Source organism: Streptomyces sp. NPDC048496, from assembly GCF_043200055.1.
Taxonomy (GTDB): domain Bacteria; phylum Actinomycetota; class Actinomycetes; order Streptomycetales; family Streptomycetaceae; genus Streptomyces.
In genome coordinates this window covers 1-21553 of the sequence record NZ_JBICXB010000017.1, presented here as the reverse complement: position 1 = coordinate 21553, position 21553 = coordinate 1, and the positions used below count along the sequence as shown (strand labels likewise).

General features: G+C 71.3%; 22 protein-coding genes and 2 pseudogenes. 12 read left to right on the top strand and 12 right to left on the bottom strand.

The window, feature by feature from the left end; all coding sequences use genetic code 11:
• Nucleotide 1: 1 nt before the first annotated feature.
• Both ACGFSA_RS17805 and ACGFSA_RS17800 read left to right on the top strand, forming a co-directional pair.
• Nucleotides 2–322, top strand: a pseudogene (locus ACGFSA_RS17805) (VWA domain-containing protein); the annotation flags it as partial.
• On the top strand, nt 319–882 hold the full coding sequence (locus tag ACGFSA_RS17800) for a HutD family protein (protein ID WP_393305174.1): 564 nt from the start codon (nt 319–321) through the stop codon (nt 880–882). The pseudogene ACGFSA_RS17805 and the gene ACGFSA_RS17800, both read left to right, overlap by 4 nt.
• A 6-nt stretch (nt 883–888) precedes the next feature.
• Here ACGFSA_RS17800 and ACGFSA_RS17795 read toward each other — a convergent pair whose 3' ends face one another.
• A complete protein-coding gene (locus ACGFSA_RS17795; protein ID WP_393305172.1) occupies nt 889–1176 on the bottom strand; it encodes a hypothetical protein in 288 nt (95 codons plus the stop codon).
• 162 nt (nt 1177–1338) lie between these two features.
• On the opposite strand from ACGFSA_RS17795, the gene ACGFSA_RS17790 reads away from it, so the two are divergent.
• On the top strand, nt 1339–1842 hold the full coding sequence (locus ACGFSA_RS17790; RefSeq protein WP_393305170.1) for a pyridoxamine 5'-phosphate oxidase family protein: 504 nt from the start codon (nt 1339–1341) through the stop codon (nt 1840–1842).
• Between the two features lie 89 nt (nt 1843–1931).
• Here the strand turns inward: ACGFSA_RS17790 and ACGFSA_RS17785 are convergent.
• Nucleotides 1932–2866 (bottom strand): annotated as a pseudogene (locus tag ACGFSA_RS17785) (acyl-CoA dehydrogenase family protein).
• Nucleotides 2866–4047, bottom strand: a complete 1182-nt coding sequence (locus ACGFSA_RS17780) for an acyl-CoA dehydrogenase family protein (RefSeq protein WP_393305168.1) — start codon at nt 4045–4047, stop codon at nt 2866–2868. Before ACGFSA_RS17780 ends, ACGFSA_RS17785 begins: the two are co-directional and overlap by 1 nt.
• A gap of 114 nt (nt 4048–4161) precedes the next feature.
• Here ACGFSA_RS17780 and ACGFSA_RS17775 point away from each other — a divergent pair, with 114 nt between their 5' ends.
• From ACGFSA_RS17775 to ACGFSA_RS17755, 5 genes are all read left to right on the top strand, one after another.
• Nucleotides 4162–4944 (top strand): SDR family oxidoreductase, encoded by a 783-nt coding sequence (locus ACGFSA_RS17775; RefSeq protein ID WP_393305166.1) that lies wholly within the window; start codon nt 4162–4164, stop codon nt 4942–4944.
• A 55-nt stretch (nt 4945–4999) separates the two neighbouring features.
• Nucleotides 5000–5611, top strand: a complete 612-nt coding sequence (locus tag ACGFSA_RS17770; RefSeq protein ID WP_393305164.1) for a TetR/AcrR family transcriptional regulator — start codon at nt 5000–5002, stop codon at nt 5609–5611.
• 34 nt (nt 5612–5645) lie between these two features.
• Nucleotides 5646–6803: an acetyl-CoA C-acetyltransferase gene (locus ACGFSA_RS17765; RefSeq protein ID WP_393305162.1), complete on the top strand. Its 1158-nt coding sequence runs from the start codon at nt 5646–5648 to the stop codon at nt 6801–6803.
• 249 nt (nt 6804–7052) lie between these two features.
• The gene (locus ACGFSA_RS17760) at nt 7053–7256 is read left to right on the top strand and encodes a cold-shock protein (RefSeq protein ID WP_003969786.1); all 204 of its coding nucleotides are present in this window, start codon (nt 7053–7055) and stop codon (nt 7254–7256) included.
• Nucleotides 7257–7481: 225 nt separating this feature from the next.
• The gene (locus ACGFSA_RS17755) at nt 7482–9128 is read left to right on the top strand and encodes a DEAD/DEAH box helicase (protein WP_393305160.1); all 1647 of its coding nucleotides are present in this window, start codon (nt 7482–7484) and stop codon (nt 9126–9128) included.
• A 164-nt stretch (nt 9129–9292) separates the two neighbouring features.
• On the opposite strand, the gene ACGFSA_RS17750 is transcribed toward ACGFSA_RS17755, so the two are convergent.
• From ACGFSA_RS17750 to ACGFSA_RS17730, 5 genes are read right to left on the bottom strand one after another with little or no spacing between them, the layout of a single operon-like run.
• A complete protein-coding gene (locus ACGFSA_RS17750; RefSeq protein ID WP_393305314.1) occupies nt 9293–10339 on the bottom strand; it encodes an NAD(P)H-dependent flavin oxidoreductase in 1047 nt (348 codons plus the stop codon).
• A gap of 17 nt (nt 10340–10356) precedes the next feature.
• Nucleotides 10357–11109 carry a CoA-transferase subunit beta gene (locus tag ACGFSA_RS17745; protein ID WP_393305158.1) on the bottom strand — a complete coding sequence of 251 codons (753 nt, stop codon included), beginning with the start codon at nt 11107–11109 and terminating at the stop codon, nt 10357–10359.
• Entirely contained in the window at nt 11106–11975 is an 870-nt protein-coding gene (locus ACGFSA_RS17740; RefSeq protein ID WP_393305156.1) for a CoA transferase subunit A, read from the bottom strand. Before ACGFSA_RS17740 ends, ACGFSA_RS17745 begins: the two co-directional genes overlap by 4 nt.
• Nucleotides 11972–12343: a CoA-transferase gene (locus ACGFSA_RS17735; RefSeq protein WP_393305312.1), complete on the bottom strand. Its 372-nt coding sequence runs from the start codon at nt 12341–12343 to the stop codon at nt 11972–11974. Before ACGFSA_RS17735 ends, ACGFSA_RS17740 begins: the two co-directional genes overlap by 4 nt.
• A 50-nt stretch (nt 12344–12393) precedes the next feature.
• Entirely contained in the window at nt 12394–13143 is a 750-nt protein-coding gene (locus tag ACGFSA_RS17730; RefSeq protein ID WP_393305154.1) for an enoyl-CoA hydratase family protein, read from the bottom strand.
• A gap of 84 nt (nt 13144–13227) precedes the next feature.
• Here ACGFSA_RS17730 and ACGFSA_RS17725 point away from each other — a divergent pair, with 84 nt between their 5' ends.
• Complete coding sequence (locus ACGFSA_RS17725; protein WP_393305152.1) at nt 13228–14169, top strand: SDR family oxidoreductase; 942 nt, start codon at nt 13228–13230, stop codon at nt 14167–14169.
• A 242-nt stretch (nt 14170–14411) separates the two neighbouring features.
• On the opposite strand, the gene ACGFSA_RS17720 is transcribed toward ACGFSA_RS17725, so the two are convergent.
• Both ACGFSA_RS17720 and ACGFSA_RS17715 read right to left on the bottom strand, forming a co-directional pair.
• Nucleotides 14412–15914 (bottom strand): ankyrin repeat domain-containing protein, encoded by a 1503-nt coding sequence (locus ACGFSA_RS17720; RefSeq protein WP_393305150.1) that lies wholly within the window; start codon nt 15912–15914, stop codon nt 14412–14414.
• Nucleotides 15915–15962: 48 nt separating this feature from the next.
• The gene (locus ACGFSA_RS17715; protein ID WP_393305148.1) at nt 15963–16883 is read right to left on the bottom strand and encodes a hypothetical protein; all 921 of its coding nucleotides are present in this window, start codon (nt 16881–16883) and stop codon (nt 15963–15965) included.
• Between ACGFSA_RS17715 and ACGFSA_RS17710 the strand changes: the two genes are divergently transcribed.
• The gene (locus tag ACGFSA_RS17710; protein WP_393305146.1) at nt 16818–17261 is read left to right on the top strand and encodes a trypsin-like serine protease; all 444 of its coding nucleotides are present in this window, start codon (nt 16818–16820) and stop codon (nt 17259–17261) included. The genes ACGFSA_RS17715 and ACGFSA_RS17710 overlap by 66 nt on opposite strands.
• On the opposite strand, the gene ACGFSA_RS17705 is transcribed toward ACGFSA_RS17710, so the two are convergent.
• Entirely contained in the window at nt 17155–18969 is a 1815-nt protein-coding gene (locus ACGFSA_RS17705) for a beta-galactosidase family protein (RefSeq protein WP_393305144.1), read from the bottom strand. The genes ACGFSA_RS17710 and ACGFSA_RS17705 overlap by 107 nt on opposite strands.
• 253 nt (nt 18970–19222) lie before the next feature.
• Between ACGFSA_RS17705 and ACGFSA_RS17700 the strand changes: the two genes are divergently transcribed.
• Complete coding sequence (locus ACGFSA_RS17700) at nt 19223–20122, top strand: helix-turn-helix domain-containing protein (protein WP_393305142.1); 900 nt, start codon at nt 19223–19225, stop codon at nt 20120–20122.
• A 62-nt stretch (nt 20123–20184) separates the two neighbouring features.
• A complete protein-coding gene (locus ACGFSA_RS17695) occupies nt 20185–20520 on the top strand; it encodes a chorismate mutase (protein ID WP_376664642.1) in 336 nt (111 codons plus the stop codon).
• Between the two features lie 74 nt (nt 20521–20594).
• Here ACGFSA_RS17695 and ACGFSA_RS17690 read toward each other — a convergent pair whose 3' ends face one another.
• A complete protein-coding gene (locus ACGFSA_RS17690; protein WP_393305140.1) occupies nt 20595–21314 on the bottom strand; it encodes a hypothetical protein in 720 nt (239 codons plus the stop codon).
• Nucleotides 21315–21553: the final 239 nt, after the last annotated feature.

The window sequence follows — 21553 nt, the reverse complement described above, 5'->3', positions numbered from 1 at the left end:
GACCGCGCCCGCGCTCGTCGTTTTCCAGACCGACGGCGGCCCGATCAACAAGCTCGCGGCGGAGCGCTATCTCTGCAAGGCGGCGAAGCTGCCTCTGCTCTGGCAGTTCATCGGCTTCGGCAACAAGCGAAGCTCGCAGATCAACTTCCTGCACAAGCTCGACGAACTGGCCGTGCCCGCACAGCGCCCCGTCGACAACGCCGGTTTCTTCCACGCCGGACTCGATCCGCGGGAGGTTCCGGACTCCGAGCTGTACGACCGGCTCGTCGCCGAATTCCCCAGCTGGCTGACCGCGGCCCGGGCGCAGGGGATCGTCACGTGATGCCACGGGTGCTGAGGGCGGCCGACCGCACGGCCGTGCCCTGGAAGAACGGCGGGGGAGTCACCCGGGAGATCGCCGCTTCCCCCGAGGGTGCACCGCTGGACGACTTCGACTGGCGGGTCAGTCTCGCCGATGTGTCTGCGGACGGGCCGTTCTCCTCGTTCCCGGGCGTCGACCGCACGCTGACCGTGGTCGAGGGCGCCGGGATGGATCTGATGGTGGGCGGTGAACACCACATCGTCGACGAGCAGTACTGGCCGCACGACTTCCCCGGAGACCTGGAGACGGACGGTCGGCTGCTCGGCGGCCCGGTCGTGAACCTCAATGTGATGTACCGCAGAGAACGTACGACGGCGGAGGTCGCGGTCGTACGCGGCACCCTCCGGCTGCTGGCGCCGCAGAGCGGTACGGTCCTGGCCGTCGCGCTGGAGGACGGTGCGGTGCTCGACGGCCACGACATCGAACTCGACTGCTACGACGCGGTGGTGGTCGACAGTGCATCGCCCGCAGTGCTACGGACCCAGGGCTGGGCGCTCCTGGTCACGCTGTCCGTCAGGTAGCTGCGGTCACGTGCCGGGAACCCGGTAGCGGTGCGCCTTCGACATCTTCGGCGGTCCGGACGTCACGGGCAGGCCCAGCTTCTCGGCGACCGGCAGCATCACGCTGCCGAACTTCTCCGCGGCCTCCGGGGACTCCCACAGGTCGAAGAGCTCCACGCCCGAATCGGTCACTGTGCAGACCTGCGACAGGCAGCCGGCGAAGGGGTCTCCGGGCAGTGCCCGCAGTTCCCTCTGGAGAGCGTCGTACTGGTCGGCCGTGACGCCCGACAGAGTGGCGTGCACCAAGATCGCCATCGTCAATCACCTCGGGTTCACGGGATCAGCCCCTCCCCGCCGCCACGCTGACGGCCATGTGCCTCGTCCAGCAGAACACGATCGACCCAGCACGGCATCCGATCGGGTGGCCGCCCGGAAAACCGGACAGAAGATGTCGGGATTCAAGGGTTCGATGGAGTCATGACATCGACTTCCTGGGCAGCGTTCCAGTCGGCGGAGCCGGACTTCGCCGAGACCGTTCAGGCCCGCTTCGGGCTGTACAAGCACCACGTCCTGGCCACCGTCCGCAAGGACGGCTCGCCGCGTGTGACCGGACTGGAGGTGGACTTCCGCTTCGGTGAGCTGTGGCTCGGCATGATGCCGAACTCGCGCAAGGCACTGGACCTGCGGCGCGATCCCCGGTTCGCGGTGCAGGCCAACCCGGGACCGGACGACACGATGGCCGACGCCGACGTCCGGATCTCCGGCCGCGCGGTGGAGGAGACCGACCCCGACGTCCTGGCCCGCTTCATCGAGGAGGCAAAGCCACCGGAGCCGTTCCACCTGTTCCGCACGGAACTGACGGAGGTGGTCCGCACGGGCTTGAAGGGCGAGGAACTGATCGTCCAGACCTGGCGCCCGGGCACCCCACTGCGCACGTTCCACCGCGGAAATGACGACAGCACCCCGCGCGAGGCAATCTGAAGCGACCTGCCCGGGCCACGTCAAGTCCGCTGAGCGGGAGCATCAAGCCCGCCGAGGGGGTCCCATGCCCTTCGGGCCATGGCGGGACATCAAGGGCAGAGCGGCCACCGGGTGCCACCGCTCACCAGCCGCCCCCGGCAATCCCCCCGCACCCCCCAGGCATCCCGCAACGGCCCCGCCTTCCGTACCCACACCGACAGATCCAGCTCCTCCGTATACCCCACCGCCCCATGCAGCTGCAGCGCCGCCCGCGCCGCCGCGTATGCCGCTTCGCCCGCCACGACCTTCGCCGCCGCCACATCGGCTCCCGCGCGCGGCGCCCCTTCGGCGAGCGCCGCCGCAGCCCCGTACAGCAGCGGGCGGGCGAACTCCAGGCCGATCAGCGTGTCCGCCAACCGATGCTTGACCGCCTGGAACGATCCGATCGCCACCCCGAACTGGGTGCGCTGCTTCACGTACGCGACCGTGGCCCGCAGCAGCGCCTCGCCCGTCCCGAGCGCCTGCGCCGCCGTGGCGAACGCCGCCCAGTCCGCCGCCGCGCCGGATCGGACGAAGCGCGGAGCGGGCCGTGTCCGGACGCGAGCCGCAGCTCGTCCCCCGACACCGCGAACACCGCGTCCACGGCGTCCGCGTCCAGCGCGAACGCCCCGTCGTCGAGCAGGAGCGTCGCCGACACCGCCCCCGACGCCATCCGGGGCAGCCACTCCTTCGCCACCGGACCGCCCACCCCGCTCAGCAGTACCCCCGCCGCCACCGTCTCCACCACCGGCCCCGGCACCGCGTGCCGCCCCAGCTCCAGGAAGGCCACCGCGACTTCCACCGGAAGCGGTCCGACACCCTCGTACGCCTCCGGTATCGCGAGCGCGAACACCCCCGCCTCCGCGAGCCGCGCCCACAGGGCCCGCCCCGGTCCGTGGTCCCCGGCGCCCCACGCCCGGACGGCCGCGGGCGTCTTGGCGGCCGACAGCATCGCGTCCAGCGAACCGGCGAAATCCCGCTGCTCGTCGTCGAGGAGGAATCGCATCAGCGCCGTCCCTTCGGCAGGCCGAGCAGCCGCTCGGCGATGATGTCCCGCTGGATCTCGTTCGTGCCGGCGTAGATGGGGCCCGCGAGGGAGAAGACGTATCCCTGCGCCCATTCGCCCTCCGCGAGTTCGCCGTCCGGGCCGAGCAGATCGAGCGCCGTCTCGTGCAGTGCGATGTCGTACTCCGACCAGAACACCTTGTTCAGACTCGACTCGGCGCCGGTGTCCCCTGCTTTCAGCTTCGTTCGAGCGGGGGGACCCCCTTCGCCCGCCGCGAAGCGCGACGCATGGGCGTACGTGAACAGCTGGTACGCGCGCGCCCCGATCACCGCGTCCGCGACCCGCTCCCGCATCGCCGTGTCCGACGGGTCGCCGTGGGTACGCCACAGCTCGGCCAGCCGGTCCGCGGCGGCCAGGAAGCGGCCGGGGGAGCGCAGCGCCAGCCCACGCTCGTTGCCCGTGGCCGACATGGCGATGAGCCAGCCCTGGCCCGGCACGCCGATGACGTCCTCGTCCGGTACGAACACCTCGTCCAGGAAGAGTTCGGCGAAGGCCGACTTGCCGTCGAGCCGCCCGATCGGGTGGACGGAGACCCCCGGCGCCGACAGGTCGAACATCAGATACGTCAGCCCGTGGTGCGGCTTCGCGGCCTCGGGGTCCGTACGGAAGATCCCGAACGCCCGGTCCGCGAACGCGGCCCGTGACGACCAGGTCTTCTGCCCCGACAGCAGCCAGCCGCCGTCCGTGCGCACCGCGCGCGACCGCAGCGACGCCAGGTCCGAGCCCGACTCCGGCTCGGACCAGGCCTGCGCCCAGATCACCTCGCCACTGGCCATCGGCGGCAGGACCCGGGCCCGCTGCTCGTCCGTCGCGTGGTCGAAGAGAGTCGGGGCGAGCAGGTTGATGCCGTTCTGCGAGACCCGGCCGGGGCCGCCCGCCGCGTAGTACTCCTCCTCGAAGATCAGCCACTTGAAGATGTCGGCGCCCCGGCCGCCGTACGCAGACGGCCAGGAGACGACCGACCAGCGGTCCGCGTACAGCCGTGCCTCCCACTCCCGGTGCGCGGCGAAACCTTCCGCGGTCTCCAGGGAGGGCAGCGGTCCGGCGGGTACATGGGCTCGGAGCCACTGCCGGGCCTCGGCTCGGAACGCGTCCTGATCGGGGGTGAAGGTCAGATCCATTGGACGCCCGCCCTCTCTGTCGTCATCGGGCCCCATCTTCCCTAACAAGTGTTTGGTAGATTAACGTACGGGCACGAGGCCGTCGAGGAGCCGGGATCCCGAGGAGGCAGGGGCGTGAGCGCACCGCAGTACATACCGGGACACGGGCTGCTGACCGGCCGCACCGCGGTCATCACCGCGGCCGCCGGCGCCGGGATCGGCGGCGCCACCGCACGTAAATTCCTGGAGGAAGGCGCCCGCGTCACCCTCGGCGACGCCCATGCCCGCCGCCTGGGGGAGACCGAACAGACACTCGTCGACGAGTTCGGCGCCGAACGCGTCACCTCACTGCCCTGCGATGTCACCGACGAGACCCAGGTCCAGGCCCTCTTCGCCCACGCCGAACAGGCCCACGGCGGCCTCGACATCGTCGTCAACAACGCCGGGCTCGGCGGTACCGCCGAGCTCACCGAGATGACCGACGCACAGTGGTCCACGGTCCTCGACGTCACCCTGAACGGCACCTTCCGCTGCACCCGCGCCGCCCTGCGCTCCCTCAGGGCCGCGGGCCGCGGCGGCGTCGTCGTCAACAACGCCTCCGTCGTCGGCTGGCGCGCCCAGAGCGGCCAGGCCCACTACGCCGCGGCGAAGGCGGGCGTCATGGCGCTCACCCGGTGCGCCGCCGTGGAGGCCGCCGGGTACGGCGTACGGGTCAACGCCGTCGCCCCCAGCCTCGCCATGCACCCGCACCTGGTGAAGGTCACCTCCGCCGAACTCCTCGACGAACTGACCCGCAAGGAGGCGTTCGGCCGGTACGCCGAACCCTGGGAGGTCGCCAACGTCATCGTCTTCCTGGCCAGCGGCTACTCCTCGTACATGACGGGCGAAGTCGTCCCGGTCGGCAGCCAACATGCCTGACCGGGCCCCCGCCGACGCGTCCGCGGGGGGCATCGCACAGGCGGAGAATGGGCGGGTGCCTACCAAGAAGAAGCCCCAGGTGACCCCCGCGCCCGAGCGGCGCCGCGAACTCCTCGACACCGCCGCCGAGGTCTTTGCCACGCAGGGATACAACGCCACCACCGTCCGCAAGATCGCGGACGAGGCCGGGATGCTCGCGGGCAGCCTCTACTACCACTTCGATTCCAAGGAATCGATGGTCGACGAGATCCTCTCCACCTTCCTCACCGAACTCTGGGAGGGGTACGACGCGGTGCTCGCCGCCGGACTCGGCCCCCGCGAGACCATCGAGGCGCTCGTCACCGAGTCCTTCCGGGAGATCGACCGGCACCGCGCCGCCGTCGCCATCTACCAGAAGGAGTCCAGACACCTCGCCACCCAGCCGCGCTTCGCCTATCTCGTCGACTCCCAGCAGAAGTTCGAGAAGGCCTGGCTCGGCACGCTGGAACGCGGCGTCGCCGCCAGGGTCTTCCGCGCCGACCTCGACATCCGGCTCACCTACCGGTTCGTCCGCGACACCGTCTGGGTAGCGGCCTCCTGGTACCGGCCGGGCGGACAGCACAGCCCCGAGGAAATCGCCCGCCAGTACCTCTCGATGGTGCTGGACGGCCTCGCTCTGCGTACGTAACCCGCACTCACGGACCCCTCAAGGAGCGGCAGTCATGGCCGAGGCCTACATCGTCGAAGCGGTACGCACCCCGGTCGGCCGACGCGGGGGAGGCCTCGGGGCCGTCCACCCCGCCGACCTCGGCGCCCACGTGCTGAGGGCCCTCGTCGAGCGCACCGGCATCGACCCGGCGGCCGTCGAGGACGTCGTCTTCGGCTGCCTCGACACCGTCGGACCGCAGGCCGGCGACATCGCCCGGACCTGCTGGCTCGCGGCGGGACTGCCCCAGGAGGTCCCCGGCGTCACCGTCGACCGGCAGTGCGGCTCCTCGCAGCAGGCCGTCCACTTCGCCGCCCAGGGCGTCCTCTCCGGCACCCAGGACCTGGTCGTCGCGGGCGGCACCCAGAACATGACGCAGATCCCGATCGCCTTCGCCTCCCGCCGGGCCGCCGAACCCCTCGGCCTCACCGAAGGCCCGTACGCGGGCAGCGAGGGCTGGCGCTCCCGGTACGGCGACCAGCCGGTCGACCAGTTCCACGGCGCCCAGCTGATCGCCGAGAGGTGGGGCATCAGCCGCCGCGACATGGAGGAGTTCGCGCTCCGCTCCCACCGGAGGGCGATCCGCGCCATCGACGAGGGGCGCTTCGCCCGCGAGACCGTCGCGTACGGGGACGTCACCGTAGACGAGGGGCCACGCCGCGACACCACGCTGGAGAAGATGGCCGCGCTGAAGCCGGTCGTGGACAGCGGCACGATCACCGCCGCCTGCTCCTCCCAGGTCTCCGACGGGGCTGCCGCGATGCTCATCGCCTCCGAACGTGCCGTGGCCGGACACGGCCTCACCCCGCGCGCCCGCATCCACCACCTCTCGGTGCGCGGCGAGGACCCGATCCGGATGCTGTCGGCGCCCATCCCGGCCACCGCGTACGCACTGAAGAAGGCCGGCATGGCCATCGACGACATCGACCTGGTCGAGATCAACGAGGCGTTCGCGCCGGTCGTGCTGGCCTGGCTGAAGGAGACCGGTGCCGACCCGGACCGGGTCAACGTCAACGGCGGAGCGATCGCGCTCGGGCACCCGCTCGGCGCCACCGGCACCAGGCTGACGACGACGCTGCTGCACGAACTGGAGCGCACGGGCGGCCGCTACGGCCTGCAGACCATGTGCGAGGGCGGCGGCCAGGCGAACGTGACGATCATCGAACGGCTGTGAACCGGTTGCAGTCAAGGCTTCCGCGGGAGTCCGCCGACCGGCGGCGTGGCAAGATCCACCGCTGGTCGGCGGAACGTGCTACGGTGTCCCAGTTGCAGTTTTGGTACCCATGAACTTTATGTGCGCCTGACGGGAATGCTTCCTCAGGCGCATTATTGTTTTCCGGCTTTCTCCGGATGGGGCTCAATGCGGCGACTTGGAATTCGTAAAGTGCGGATTTCCGGCACTGCACCTCTTGAGGAGAATGACATGGCTACTGGAACCGTGAAGTGGTTCAACTCGGAAAAGGGCTTCGGCTTCATCGAGCAGGACGGCGGCGGCGCCGACGTCTTCGCCCACTACTCCAACATCGCCACCTCGGGCTTCCGTGAGCTCCAGGAGGGCCAGAAGGTCTCCTTCGACGTCACGCAGGGCCAGAAGGGCCCGCAGGCGGAGAACATCGTCCCGGCCTAATTGCCGCGACGCGTACCTCGCAGCCGGGGCCCGCACCGTGAAGGTGCGGGTCCCGGCTTGTGCTGTCCCGGGGAAGTGCGCCGAGAGTCCCATATGTACGCACATACGACCGGAATTCGAACATTCACTGAGAATTCGCGAGCCGGTACGCGCGCTCCGTAGAGTCCCCGACAGTCCCCAGCAGTCCCAAGTAGTTCCCAGGAATCCCCAGGAGGGCAATTCCGTATGACCCGCTCCGAACGCCAGGACCGACCCGCCCGCACCCGCCCGTCGAGGGGGCGCGGCACGGCCCCGGCACAGGCAACCGCTAAGGGTTCCGGCAAGGGATCCGGCAAGGCGTCGCCCCGTCGCAGGGCCACGCCGCCGCAGGGCGAATTCGCCCTGCCCGAAACCATGACCCCCGCACTGCCCGCCGTCGAGGCGTTCGCCGAGCTGGACATGCCCGCCGCCCTGCTGAAAACCCTTGCCGCGCAGGGCGTCACCGATCCGTTCCCGATCCAGGGCGCCACTCTGCCGAACTCGCTCGCAGGCCGGGACATCCTCGGCCGCGGCCGCACCGGCTCCGGCAAGACCCTGGCCTTCGGCCTCGCGCTTCTCGCCCGCACCGCCGGACGCCGCTCCGAGCCGCGCGCCCCGCTGGCACTCGTCCTCGTCCCGACCCGCGAGCTCGCCCAGCAGGTCACCGACGCGCTCACGCCGTACGCGACATCCGTGAACCTGCGGCTCGCCACCGTCGTCGGCGGCATGTCGATCAGCAAGCAGGCCGGCACGCTGCGCCGCGGCGCCGAGGTGCTCGTCGCCACGCCGGGCCGACTGAAGGACCTCATCGAGCGCGGCGACGCCCGACTCGACCAGGTGTCCATCACCGTTCTCGACGAGGCCGACCAGATGGCCGACATGGGCTTCATGCCCCAGGTCGTCGGACTGCTCAAGCAGGTCGAGCCGGACGGTCAGCGGATGCTGTTCTCCGCGACCCTGGACAAGAACATCGACCGGCTGGTCAAGATGTTCCTGACCGACCCGGTCGTGCACTCGGTCGACCCCTCCGCGGGCGCCGTCACCACCATGGAGCACCACGTGCTGCATGTGGCCGACGAGACCGACAAGAAGGTGATCGCCACCAGGATCGCGGCCCGCGACGGCCGCGTGATCATGTTCGTGGACACCAAGCGTGCCGCCGACCGCTTCGCCAAGCGGCTGCTGGCCAGCGGTGTCCGGGCTGCCGCACTGCACGGCGGGCGCTCCCAGCCGCAGCGCAACCGGACGCTCGACCAGTTCAAGAACGGTCAGGTCACCGCACTCGTCGCGACGAACGTGGCCGCCCGAGGCATCCACGTCGACGACCTCGACCTGGTCGTGAACGTGGACCCGCCGACAGACCACAAGGACTACCTCCACCGCGGCGGTCGCACGGCGCGCGCCGGGGAATCGGGCAGCGTCGTCACGCTGGTGCTGCCGGAGGAGAAGCGGGAGATGACCCGGCTGATGGCCGACGCGGGCATCGCGCCGCGAACCACCCGGATCAAGTCCAGCGACGAGGAACTCAGCCGGATCACCGGGGCGCGCGAGCCGTCCGGCATCGCGGTCGTCATCGAGGTCCCCCAGCCGACCCAGCCGAAGCCGCGCACACGGTCGGGCGGGGCCGGTGGGACCGGAGGCGGTGCGCCGTTCCGTTCCGGCACCCGGGGCCGGGGCCGACGCGGTGGGTCGGGCGCCGGAAGCGGGGCCGGGGCCGGGGCCACGCAGGGGGGCGGCGCGGCACGGACCGGCGGCGCGGGCCGTGGCAACGGTTCGGGCGCGGCTTCGGGGCGCGCGGGAGGCTCCGGGCGAAGCAATGGCAGCGCGGCCGCGCGGGGTCGCAGGGCGGCGTAGCCACGTACGAGGTGCGGTGACCGGTCGACCGGTCACCGCACCGGGGCTCCGCCCCGGACCCCGGTCCGGGGTCGCCGGACAGGCTGGATCCATCCGCCTGTCCGGCTCTTTCGTTCCGCACCATGGAGCGGCCCCGGACGGACCTGGGTACCCCGCCCCCGCCCCTACACCCGAGGCAGCCCCTTCAGTACTTCCCGCGCCTCCTCCATCACCCGTTCCACCAGCTCCGCGGAGCTCGGCAGGTCTTCGATCAGGCCCGCCACCTGACCCGACGCCATCACACCCAGATCCGTCCGGCCGTCGACCATCGACGCCTTCAGCAGCATCGGTGTGTTCGCCGCCAGCAGCACCTGGCTCCACGACAGGTCCCTGCCGTGCTTCAGCGCCATGCCGTCGCGCACCATCCGGGACCAGCTCAGCCCCGAGATCCGTCTGAAGCCCGCGGCCCGGCGCACCGCCTGGGCCAGCGCCCTGGTGCGGCCCGCGTTCTCCAGCCCGGCGACCATCTCCGTACGCAGCATCCGGTGCGGCAGCCCGTCCACCGCCGTCGTGACCGTGACGTCCTTGACGCCCGCCGCCAGATAGCGTGCCTTCACCGCGTCCGGGACCGTCGAGTCGGACGTCAGCAGGAACCGCGTACCCATCGCGATGCCCGCCGCCCCGTACGCCAGCGCCGCGACCAGACCGCGGCCGTCATGGAAGCCGCCCGCCGCGATCACCGGGATGTCCACCGCGTCCACCACCTGCGGCAGCAGCACCGTCGTCGCCACGTCGCCCGTGTGCCCGCCGCCCTCGCCGCCCTGCACGATCACCGCGTCCGCACCCCACGCCGCGACCTTCTCGGCGTGGCGCCGGGCACCGACCGACGGGACGACGACCACCCCCGCGTCCTTCAGCTCCGCGATCAGCTCCTTCGACGGGGCCAGCGCGAACGACGCGACCTTCACACCCTCGTCGATGATGATCCGTACCCGGTCGCGCGCATCACCGGCGTCGGCCCGCAGATTGACTCCGAACGGCGCCCGCGTACGGGACTTGACCTCCCGTACCGCTGCGCGCAGCTGCTCCGCGGTCATCGTCGCCGAGGCGAGAATGCCGAGCGCACCCGCCTCGGCGGTGGCGGAGACCAAGCGGGGACCGGCGACCCAGCCCATGCCGGTCTGCACGATCGGGTGGCGCACGCCGACGAGCTCGGTGAGCGGGGTGCGCATCGGATCCGTCGCGTCCATCAGCTGCCGACCTCGCGGTCGCGTGTGCCCATCGGGTCGATGACCTCGCGGATCAGCCGGAGTTCGCCGGCGGTCGGCTCGCGGGTGCACGGGACGTCGTCGGCCATCGTCAGCGCGAAGCCGGTCGCCGCGCGCACCGTGCCGACGGTGACGCCGGGGTGCAGCGAGGCGAGGCGCATCGAGCGGTCCGGGGTCGCGAAGTCGAGGACACCGAGGTCGGTGACGACGCGTGGGATGCGGTGGTAGCGGGTCGCCGACGGTCCGGCGGCCGCCGCACTGTCGTAGCCGACCCCGCTGATCATGTCGACGCGCTCGACGAACACCCGGGGGGAGTGCTTGGGAACCCAGTAACTGACTGGATTGTTGAGGGTGTTGACGGGAGCGCCGCGGACGCCCAGCAGCTGACGGGCCGGTTGTTCCCAGTCGCCGATGCAGGAGATGTTCTGATTGCCGAACCGGTCGATCTGGCCGGCGCCCATCATCACGTGCCGCTTGCCGCCGGTGACCATGGCGAGGTGCCGGCGGTACGGCAGCCATCCCTCGGGCGTGCCGTCGAGGTCGACGATCATCGCTTCACCATCGGTGAGCAGCAGATCGGGCGAGAAGGTGCGCTTGGCGAGGCGGGCGCCGAGGGACGGGATCAGGCCCATCGGGCTGGCGAGGACCTCGCCGTTGTCGCGCCAGGCGTCCGCGCAGGCGATCACGCAGTACTCGGCCCGGGTGATGGCCCGGGGCCCGGGGGTCGTCGTCACTTCTGCTCCTCGTGCCAGGTCCGGACGGCCAGTTGGTAGCTCTTCTCGTCACCGTCCGCCGGCAGGAACCGGCCGGTGAACGCCGCCCAGGCGTCCGGGTCCGCCGCCGCGGTGGCGTACGCCCTCTGGAACGCCTCGTCGCGCGGGTGGTCGGGGGCGCAGGAGGTGAAGTGCGCGCCGTTCGGGGTCTCGACGACGCCGGTGACCGAGTGCCGCTTGACGAGCAGGGTCTGCGGGGCGGCCTCCGCGGTCAGTTCGGTGGTCTCCACGAGCCGTTCGCAGGAGACGTACGCGGTGTCGGCGGCCTCGCAGAACAGGTCGTCGAAGTACGGGTCCGGCCCGAGGTACTGGCCGTTTCCGGACCGGTCGGCGCGGTTCAGGTGGACCAGCGCCGCGTCCATCCGCAGGGCCGGCATCGCGACGAACTCCTCGCCGTCCTCGTACGGTGAACGCACCGTACGCAGACCGGGGTTGACCCGCATGACATCCGAGCCGATGCCCGCCCGGACCGGCAGGAACGGCAGCCGGTTCGCGGCGGCGTGCAGTCCCCACATGAACATCGCCTCGTCGATCTCCCTCAGCTCGAAGGCGCCGCGCTGGCGGGCCGCCCTGAAGTGCGGTTCGAGCGGGATCGAGTCGAGCGTGGCGAAGGCCGCGACCAGCGTGCGGATCTTTCCGGCGGCGGCGAGCAGGCCGACGTCGGGGCCACCGTACGAGATCACGGTGAGATCGGTGATCCCGGACCGGAGCAGTGCCCGTACCAGGGCCATCGGCTTGCGGCGCGAGCCCCAGCCCCCGATGCCGATCGTCATGCCGCTGCTGAGCCGGGAGACGACCTCCTCGGCCGTCATGGTCTTGCCGGTCACGGTCGTGCCTCCTTGCCGAAGGTGTCACGGACGCGGCCGGCGATGCCGCTGAGGTTGGCCTCGAAGGTGAAGCCCTGCTCGAAGCGGTAGCTGCGGCGTACGTCCACCGGGTCGATGCCGTTGATGGCGGCCTTGGCGAGCCGGATCAGATGCCCGTCCTTACGGGCGATCTCCCCAGCCAACTCCATCGCGCTGTGCATGAGTTCGGTGCGCGGGACGACCTTCCAGACGGAGCCGTGGGCGTGCAGGCCGACGTCGGGGCCACCGTACGAGATCACGGTGAGATCGGTGATCCCGGACCGGAGCAGTGCCCGTACCAGGGCCATCGGCTTGCGGCGCGAGCCCCAGCCCCCGATGCCGATCGTCATGCCGCTGCTGAGCCGGGAGACGACCTCCTCGGCCGTCATGGTCTTGCCGGTCACGGTCGTGCCTCCTTGCCGAAGGTGTCACGGACGCGGCCGGCGATGCCGCTGAGGTTGGCCTCGAAGGTGAAGCCCTGCTCGAAGCGGTAGCTGCGGCGTACGTCCACCGGGTCGATGCCGTTGATGGCGGCCTTGGCGAGCCGGATCAGATGCCCGTCCTTACGGGCGATCTCCCCAGCCAACTCCATCGCGCTGTGCATGAGTTCGGTGCGCGGGACGACCTTCCAGACGGAGCCGTGGGCGTGCAGCTCGGCGGCCGTGGCGGTGCGCGAGGTGTAGTACAGCGCGCGCATCAGGTGCTGGGGGACGAGCCGGGCGAGATGGGTCGCGGCGCCGAGCGCACCCCGGTCCAGTTCCGGCAGACCGAACGTCGCGTCGTCGCTCGCCACGATCGCGTCGGCGTTCCCGACGAGACCGATGCCACCGCCGAGGCAGAAGCCGTTCACCGCGGCGACGACCGGCACCTCGCACTCGTACACCGCGGCGAAGGCCTCGAAGCAGCCGCGGTTGGCGCCGATCAGGGCGTCGTGCCCGGCGTCGCGCTGCATCTCCTTGATGTCGACACCCGCGTTGAAGCCGCGCCCGGCGGCGGCCAGGACGACGCACCGGACCTCGGGATCGCGGCCCGCGGCGCGGAGTGCGTCGGCGAGGTCGTACCAGCCCTGAACGGGCAGTGCGTTGACGGGCGGACAGTCGACGGTGACGACGGAAATGCCTGTGGCGGGGCTGGAGGTGGAGACACCCATGAGCGGATCAGCTACCTTTCCACCAAACATTTGTTAGGTGGAAGGTAGCAGCCTTCCCCCGCATCGCCAACAAGGAGATGTGAGATGACCGCAAGCAGCGACGCACACGACACCCGGATCTGCGCCGGACGCGTCGTCATCGTGACGGGCGCCGGGCGCGGGCTCGGCCGGGCCCACGCGCTGGCATTCGCCGCCGAGGGAGCGAAGGTCGTGGTCAACGACCTGGGCGTCGGACCCGACGGCGACGGAGGGTCCGCCGGACCGGCCCGGGACGTCGTCGACGAGATCATCGCCACAGGCGGCGAGGCGGTGGCCCACGGAGGAGACATCGCGACGCCGGAGGGCGCGTCCTCGCTGATCGCGACCGCACTGGACGCGTTCGGGCGGCTGGACACACTCGTCAACAACGCGGGATTCCTGCGCGACCGCATGCTCGTCAACCTGGACGCGGACGACTGGGACGCGGTGCTGCGAGTCCATCTGAGAGGCCACTTCCTGACCCTCAAACACGCGGCGGCACACTGGCGGGCCGAGACCAAGGCGGGCCGCACCCCAGCCGCCCGGGTGATCAACACCAGCTCCGGCGCGGGCCTGCTCGGCAGCGTCGGCCAGGGCAACTACGCCGCGGCGAAAGCCGGGATCGTCGGCCTGACCCTGGTCGCCGCGGCGGAAATGGGCCGGTACGGCGTCCAGGTCAACGCCATCGCCCCGGCGGCCCGGACCCGGATGACCGAGCAGACGTTCGCGGCGACGATGGCGGCTCCGGGGGAGGGGACCGGGGCATTCGACGCGATGGCCCCGGAGAACGTGTCACCCCTGGTGGTGTGGCTGGGCTCGGACGCGAGCGACGGAGTGACCGGACGGGTCTTCGAGGCGGAGGGAGGCCGCATCACCGTGATGGAGGGCTGGCGCCCCGGACCCACCACGGACCGGGGGGCACGATGGGCGCCCGCGGAGGCGGGGGAGGCCACCCGGAAGCTGCTGGCGCAAACGGTACCGGCGGAGCCGGTGTACGGGGCGCGGTAGGGCGGGGCCGCTCCGAAAGCGGTTCCGCTCCCCGCACCGGCCTGTCCGGACCTCAGCCCCGCCCCGCCCGCCGCCGAGGGCCGGAACCCATCCCACCCCCGGAAACGGAGACCGCTGCTGCGCGAGCCGGACCTGGTCAACCGGATGGCCGCGGGCGCCGAACCCGCTCCCCGCGCATCCACCGCAACACGTGCATGCCGACCATCACTCGGGCACCCGCTGCCCACTCGTCACCGCGCCGCTCACGGCAGGCGCGGACACATCCGTTCCAGACGCTCCCTGACCGGGCCGTCCGCCACGCACGCCGCCGCGTCGACAGCCACCGCCCACGCATAACCGTCCGGCTCCGACTCCTGCAGCAACCGCTCCAACACCGGTACCGCCCGCGGGTCCTGACGCCGCGCCAGGCCCTGTGCCGCCTCCGCGACCGTGTCCGGATCCGCGTCGTCCAGCCGCTCCGCCAGCGCCGCGCGGAGCACCGGTGTGTCCGCGTCCAGCGCGGCCAGCGCCGTCGTAGCCCAGTCCCGCACCTCCGCATCGGTGTCCCGGCTCAGCCCCACCAGCGCCGCGACCCCCTCCGCATGGTCGCCGGAAACCAGGTCGAACAGCGCCAGCGTCACCGCACGGCGCACCACCCGCTCCGGATTCCCCGCATGCCGCAGCACCTCCGGCAGGGCCACCGGATCCCCATGGTGCCCCAGCCCCAGCACCGCCGACTGGATCAGCTCCGTATCCGCCGCCTCCCGCGCCAGCTTCCGCAGCAGCGGAACCGAACGGGCGGCAAAAGGCTTCGACCCGGCGCGGAAACCGAGCTGGGCCAGCACATCCGCACCGAACGCCTGCCGCAACGGCTCACCGTCGCCCGCGCACCACGCGGCGCCCGCCTGGAACGTCTCCTCGTCGCCCCGCCGCCACAGCACCTCGACCGCCTCGTGCCAGTTGTCCAGCTCCGGGTTCCCGCCGCGCAGCGCCCGCGCCGCCAGCTCCGCGTACGGCGTCCGCAGACCCAGCTCCCCCTCCAGGACCGTGGCGATCGCACCGTGCCCCGTCTGCTGCTCCTGCCCCGCGAACGGCACCCCGTCCCGCACCAGTTCGACGGCCACCGTCTCCCCGCCGTCCACCGGCGTACGGCGCACCACCACCCCCGGCCCGTCCCCGTACATCTCCCGAAGCGCGCGCCGCATCTCCTGCTCCACATCCAGCGCAAGCATCCGGCGCGCCTCCCGCAACGCCTCCTCCAGCGCCCCGGCCCGCGCACCCGCCCCGTACCGCAGCAGCGCCCGCACGGTCTCCAGCGACCCGCGCCGCACCGCGAACACCAGCGGCGGTTCATACCCCGGCCCCGGTCCCGGCAGACCGGGGTCCGCCCCATGGGCGAGCAGCACTTCCGTGGTCCGCGCATGACCCAGACCCACCGCCCACCGCAGCGCCGTGAACCCGAACTGCTCCCGCAGATCCGGCTGCGCCCCGGCCGCCAGCAGCGCCTCGACCACCTCCGTGTGCCCGCCGCACGCCGCCCCGCAGATCGGCAGATCGCCCGCCTCGGGCCCGCACGCCCGGTCCGGATCGGCGCCCGCCGCCAGCAGCAGCCGCACCACACCCGGCCGGTCCGACACCGCCGCCAGATAGAGCGCCGTCGCACCGTTCTCGTCGACCGACTCGGCAGGCACCCCCGCGCGCAGCAGCCGCACGACGGCGTCCTCACCCTCGTACAGGGCCTCGAACAGGTTCTGCGTGTCCGTCATCGGATCTTCTGCCACCCATCGACTCTACGACCGAGGGCCCCGACGGGCTCAGGTATTGCAGTCCAGCACCGTGCGGCACAACCCGCACCGCGCCCGCACCCGGCCGCGGACCGGTACCCGGATGCGCTGGTGGCAGGTCGGGCAGGTGAACGAGACCCGCCAACCCCCCGGACCCTCCTCGAACCGGTACGGGACCCCCGGGGTCGCGGCGGCCCCCGCATGGTCCTGGGCGTACCGCCGGTCCTTCGCGTAACGGTGCCGGCCGGCCCAGCCCGCCGCCGCCAGCGGAGGCTGCTGCCCGTCCCGCAGCGCCAGCGCCCGCCCCCTCACGTACGCCGTATACGCCTGCGGACTCGTGAACCACGGCGACGGATCCTCGTCGAACACCAACGCCCGCTTGGCCAGCACATACCCGAACTCCTCCGGAGTGAGATAGCCGAGCTTCTGACTGGAGGCGGCGTCCTCCCGGAACGCGTCGAGCAGCAGCCAGCCTGCCCCCAGATACGCCGCCGCCGTGTCCGTCAGGATCTCGTTGTCCCGCGTACCGGAGAACTCCAGACCCAGCCGGTGCAACAGCACATGCATCACCTCGTGCGACAGCGCCGCACCGATGTCCCTGCGATGAGTGCGAAAACGGTCGTTGAGCTCGACGAAATACTCGGGCCCCGCCGCGAGTTCGACACTTCCCGCATGCTCCATCGCCCGGAACCCGACGATCATGCGGGCATCCGGCAGATGCAGATGCCGGACCATCGCCCGCGCCACGCGCTGCGCCCCCAGATGCAGATCGTCCTGGTCGGAGAAGGCCGCGTCGGCAGGCAACAGGCTCGGAGCGTACCTGCGCACACCGTCGTACGACAGCCTCCGGTACAGCGCGGTGATCGCGGACCGGACGATGTCCAGATGAGGGAAGCCATGCACCACCGGGCCGCCGTCCGCCACGTTCGCACCCCCATCCGTGACGCTCAACCGGCTTCCACTGTAACGGCCTGCCCCGTGACAGGGAGTGGGCTTTCGAGGCCCTGCGACACCGGTGGCGCCGACACCCGCCAGGGCGAGTCCGGCGGCCCCACGTTCCGCAAGGACGGTGCCGGAGCCTGGATCCAGGCCGGCATCGTCAGCCGGGGCCGGGGCTGCGCCGAACCCGGCCACCCCGGGGTGTACAGAGAGGTGTCGGCCTTCGCCGCGACCATCGCCTCCGCGGCAGCCACACCCGGACGCCCCGACCGGCCCCACCGCATCAGCCCTGAGCACCCCCGGGTGTGCCCGTCCGGACGGGCACACCCGGACCCAGCTCCACCCACGGATCCCCGGCGCACTCCACCTCCAGCACCCACACCTCGTTGACGCCCTCCCGCAGAACCGGACCCGGCACATACAGCGTCCGCTGCGGACCCGCCGACCAGTACCGGCCCAGACAGAAACCGTTCACCCAGACGAACCCGCGCGTCCAGCCCGGCAGTTCGATCCCCGCATGATCCGGAAGACCCGCGCGCCCCGGAACCGCCGACTCGAACGAACCCCGGTACAGCCCGGCGCGACCCCTCCCGGCGACAGCCCCGAAGGGCACCGCGTCCACCGCACCCGGCTCCTCGAAAGCGGCCAGCCGCAGCGCCCGCGCCCGCACCCCGTGCAGATACTGCCGCTCGTGCCGGACGCCGCCCGTGATGCCCTTCGGCTCAGCCAGCCGCGGCCCGTAATTGACCCGGCCCAGCGACTCCACCCACAGCTCGACCGACGCGGGCCCGGCCACCGGCTCGTCGAGGGTGGCGCTCTCGCCGGTCAGCACGCCTTCCCGGACCCCGTTCACATACACCACCGCCCGGTCCCGGAGCCCGGTCACACCCAGCGCATACGGGCGTCGCAAACCCGGAACGGCGACCTCGTACCGCACCAGGCCCCGGTCCACGCCCAGCTCCTCGAACGTCGGCGGAACACCGGACTCCGCCCGTTCCGGGTCGCCCAGCACGTCCAGCACCACAGACAGCGGCGCCCACCCGGTCAGCTCCGCCCGCACCGGCGCCGGGGGCCCGGCCGGCTCCGGCGGCAGCTCCGGGAGCGGACCGTCCGCGAACTCCGCCAGGACCTTCCGGAACAGCCAGAACTTCTCCGTCGGCCGCCCGTACTCGTCGATCGGCGCATCGTAGTCGTACGACGTCACCGTCGGCAGAAAATCCTGGTCCTGCAGCGGACCCGAGCGGTTCGCCCCCGCCCAGCCCGCAAAATTCGTCCCCCCGTGCGCCATGTAGATATTCACCGATGCCCCGCACTCCAGAATCTCCCGCAGCGCCTGGGCGGCCTCCGCCGGATCCCGGACCACCCGCGCCGCACCCCAGTGCTCGAACCAGCCGCACCAGAACTCCATACACATCAGCGGACCCTCCGGCTGATGCCGGCGCAGCACCTCGAACGCCTCACGCGCCCCCGAGCCGAAATTCGCCGTCGCCAGCAACCCCGGCACGGAACCACCCGTCAGCATGTGGTCCTCCGGCCCGTCCGAGGTGAACAGCGGCACGCTCACCCCGTGCCCGCGCAGCACCTCCGCCAGCCGCCCCAGATAGACCTGATCGGTGCCGTAGCTCCCGTACTCGTTCTCCACCTGAACCATGACCACCGGGCCGCCGCGGTCGATCTGCCGCACCACCACCTGCGGCAACAACTCGGCGAACCACCGCTCGACCGCCTCCAGATACCCGGCATCACGCGTCCGCACCCGCCGCCCGAACCGGCCCGTCACCCACGCGGGCAACCCGCCGTTCTCCCACTCGGCACAGATGTACGGACCCGGGCGCACGATCGCCCACAGCCCAGCCCGGTGCGCCGCATCCAGGAACCGGCCGAGAGCCGCCACATCCCGGCACACCCCGGGCTCCGGCTCATGCAGATTCCACGGAACGTACGTCTCCACACAGTTCAGGCCCATCGCCCGCAGCATCGACAGCCGGTGATCCCACTGCGCCTCGTGCACCCGGAAATAGTGCAGCGCCCCCGACAGCAGGCGTACAGGCTTCCCGTCGAGCCGGAAGTGGTCGTCCCCCACGGTGAAATCAGCCATCGTGCTCGTACTCTCCTGTTGCACCGGTCCCACCCCCGGGCCCGCACACCCCGGGGCCGCACAACGGCACGCACCACGGAGCGGGCGAACCCGGGAGGAATGTCCCATCCACCCTCGCCCCCTGGCGTACAGCCGGTCCATGGACAAAGATCACTGCTGTTTGGACACAATGCGCAGGTCACCGCAGCCGACCGAGCCGAAGCGAACCCGGCGGAGTCGAGCCCGGCCGAGCCGAGCGGAGGAAGGAAAGCCGATGTCGACGTACCACACCTGGATGCGATTCTTCACGCCCAGCCCGCTCCATCACCGCCTCGGCCTCGCCTGCCTGGGCGTCGGCCTGCAACACGGCGCCCTGCCCACCGTCGGCCCCCGCACCCTCGACCACCACGTCGCCGTCGTCATCAACTCCGGCAGCGGCTGGTTCAGCGGCCCCGACGGCCGCCGCATACCCGTCACCGCCCCCAGCCTCATCTGGCTCACCCCCGGCACCCCGCACCACTACGGCGCCGACCCCGGCACCGGCTGGGACGAAGCCTTCGTCGACTTCACCGGCCCCGCCACCACCACCTACACCGAACTCGGCTACATCGAACCCGACCGCCCCCTCGTCCCCCTCGCCGACACCGCAGGACCACGCGCCGCCGTCAGCCGCATGGTCCGCGCCGCCAGACGCGGCAATCCCCTCCTCGAAGTCGAGACCGGCGCCGCCGTCCACGAACTCCTCGTCGCCCTGCGCCGCGCCCGCGCCGACGTCAGCCCCGACGGCGACCCCGTCCTCCAGGCCCTCGCCCGCGACGCATTCCAGCCCCTCTCCGTCGCCGAACACGCGGCCCGCCACAGCATGACCCCCGCCGAACTGCGCACCGCCGTACGCCGCGGCGCCGGCTGCAGCCCCAAGGACTACCTCCTCGGTATCCGCCTCGGCCGAGCGAAAGAACTCCTCGCCGCAACCGACCTGCCCGTCGCCGCGGTCGCCCGCCGCGTCGGCTACGACGACCCCGCCTACTTCTCCCGCCTCTTCGCCCGCCGCGTCGGCACCGCCCCCGTCCGCTTCCGCGAACAACAGGGCCGCGCCGTTCCCGGCGGCTGGAGCGACCAGGTCCCCGACCCCGAACACCCACCGACGATCACCGCGTGGACCCCGGGCGTCTGACAGCCTCCTCCGCGACGGGGAGACCACTCCCTGTCGCGGCGGAGGCCGTAAGCTCGACGACCATGACCCCGAGCGACATCGACGAGTCCGTACGCGCGGAACTGAACCGGCTCCGCGAAAGCATCGACAACATCGACGCTGCTGTTGTCCACATGCTCGCCGAGCGCTTCAAGTGCACCCAGCAGGTCGGGCATCTCAAGGCGAACCACAAACTGCCCCCGGCCGACCCGACCCGCGAAACCGAACAGATCGCGCGCCTGCGCCGCCTCGCCGAGAACGCGAAACTCGACCCCGCTTTCGCCGAGAAGCTCCTGAACTTCATCATCGCCGAAGTGATCCGGCACCATGAGCGGATTGCCGGTGACCCCCCGACCGGCGACGCAGCCTCCGAGAACTGATCCTCCGCACCCTGCGCCGTACGGCGGGCCGAGTGCACGCCCCGAGCCCGGCGGGCTCGGGGGGACTTGGCGCTTCAGCTACGTTGGTACCTGGCCGCCATCGTGTGGAATACCTTCTTCGGTTCCCAGCGGGTCTCGTCGAGCATCCGGACGACGCCGTAGGAGCCAAGGTCTTGCTCCCCGGACCTGCTGTAACCGGCGAAGGTGAACCAGAGCGCGGTGTCCACGCCTTCCTCCTCGAAGATGTCCAGCAGCTCGTTGAAGTAGCGCACCTGCTCTTCCTCGTCCGGTGCCGCGCCGTGCGGCACCTGCCAGGCCATGCCGCCGCGCTCTCCCGCGTCCTGGTATGCGCAGGTTCCGTACTCGGTCACCGCGACGGGCTTGCCGTGGGCGAGGTGCCCACGCAGCTCGTCCCGGAAGCTGTCGGCGTTGTAGGCGGCCCGGTAGGCATCGATACCGACGAGGTCGAACGGATGCCAGTCGACGAACTCCCAGGGAGCGGAAGCGTACGTGACCCGCCCGCCGAAGTGCGTGCGGACGGTCGCGGCGACTTGGGCAAGGAAGTCGTTGAGGCGCTCCTGCACCGGCCCGAGGGAGGACCACCACTCCATGTCGGCGGCGGCCATGGCCCGCAGGCGGTCGCCGTAGGTATCGCCCGGGATGAAGCCGTCGCAGAACGCGCTGATCTCGCAGCCGGCAACGAACACCACATCGGCGCCAGCCTCCCGTACGGCTTCGGCCCGACGGGCGCAGTCGCCGAAGAACGAGAGCAACTGGTCGGGGGGAAGGTCCACGGGAAAGGGGGCGAACCAGACCTCAAGGCCAGCGTCTGCAGCGTGTCGGGCAGCGATGCTCAGCCGTTCAGGCTCTCGCCCGGAGATACGAACGGCGTCACAGTGGAGCTGCCGGGAGATCACCGCCATGTCGTGCTGGACCGTCTCAGAGCCTGTCGGGTGGCCGGTCATGCGTGAAGCGTGACGGTCGCGATCTGCCTTCCGGGCATGGCGACGGCCCCGGAATGATCACGTGGTGT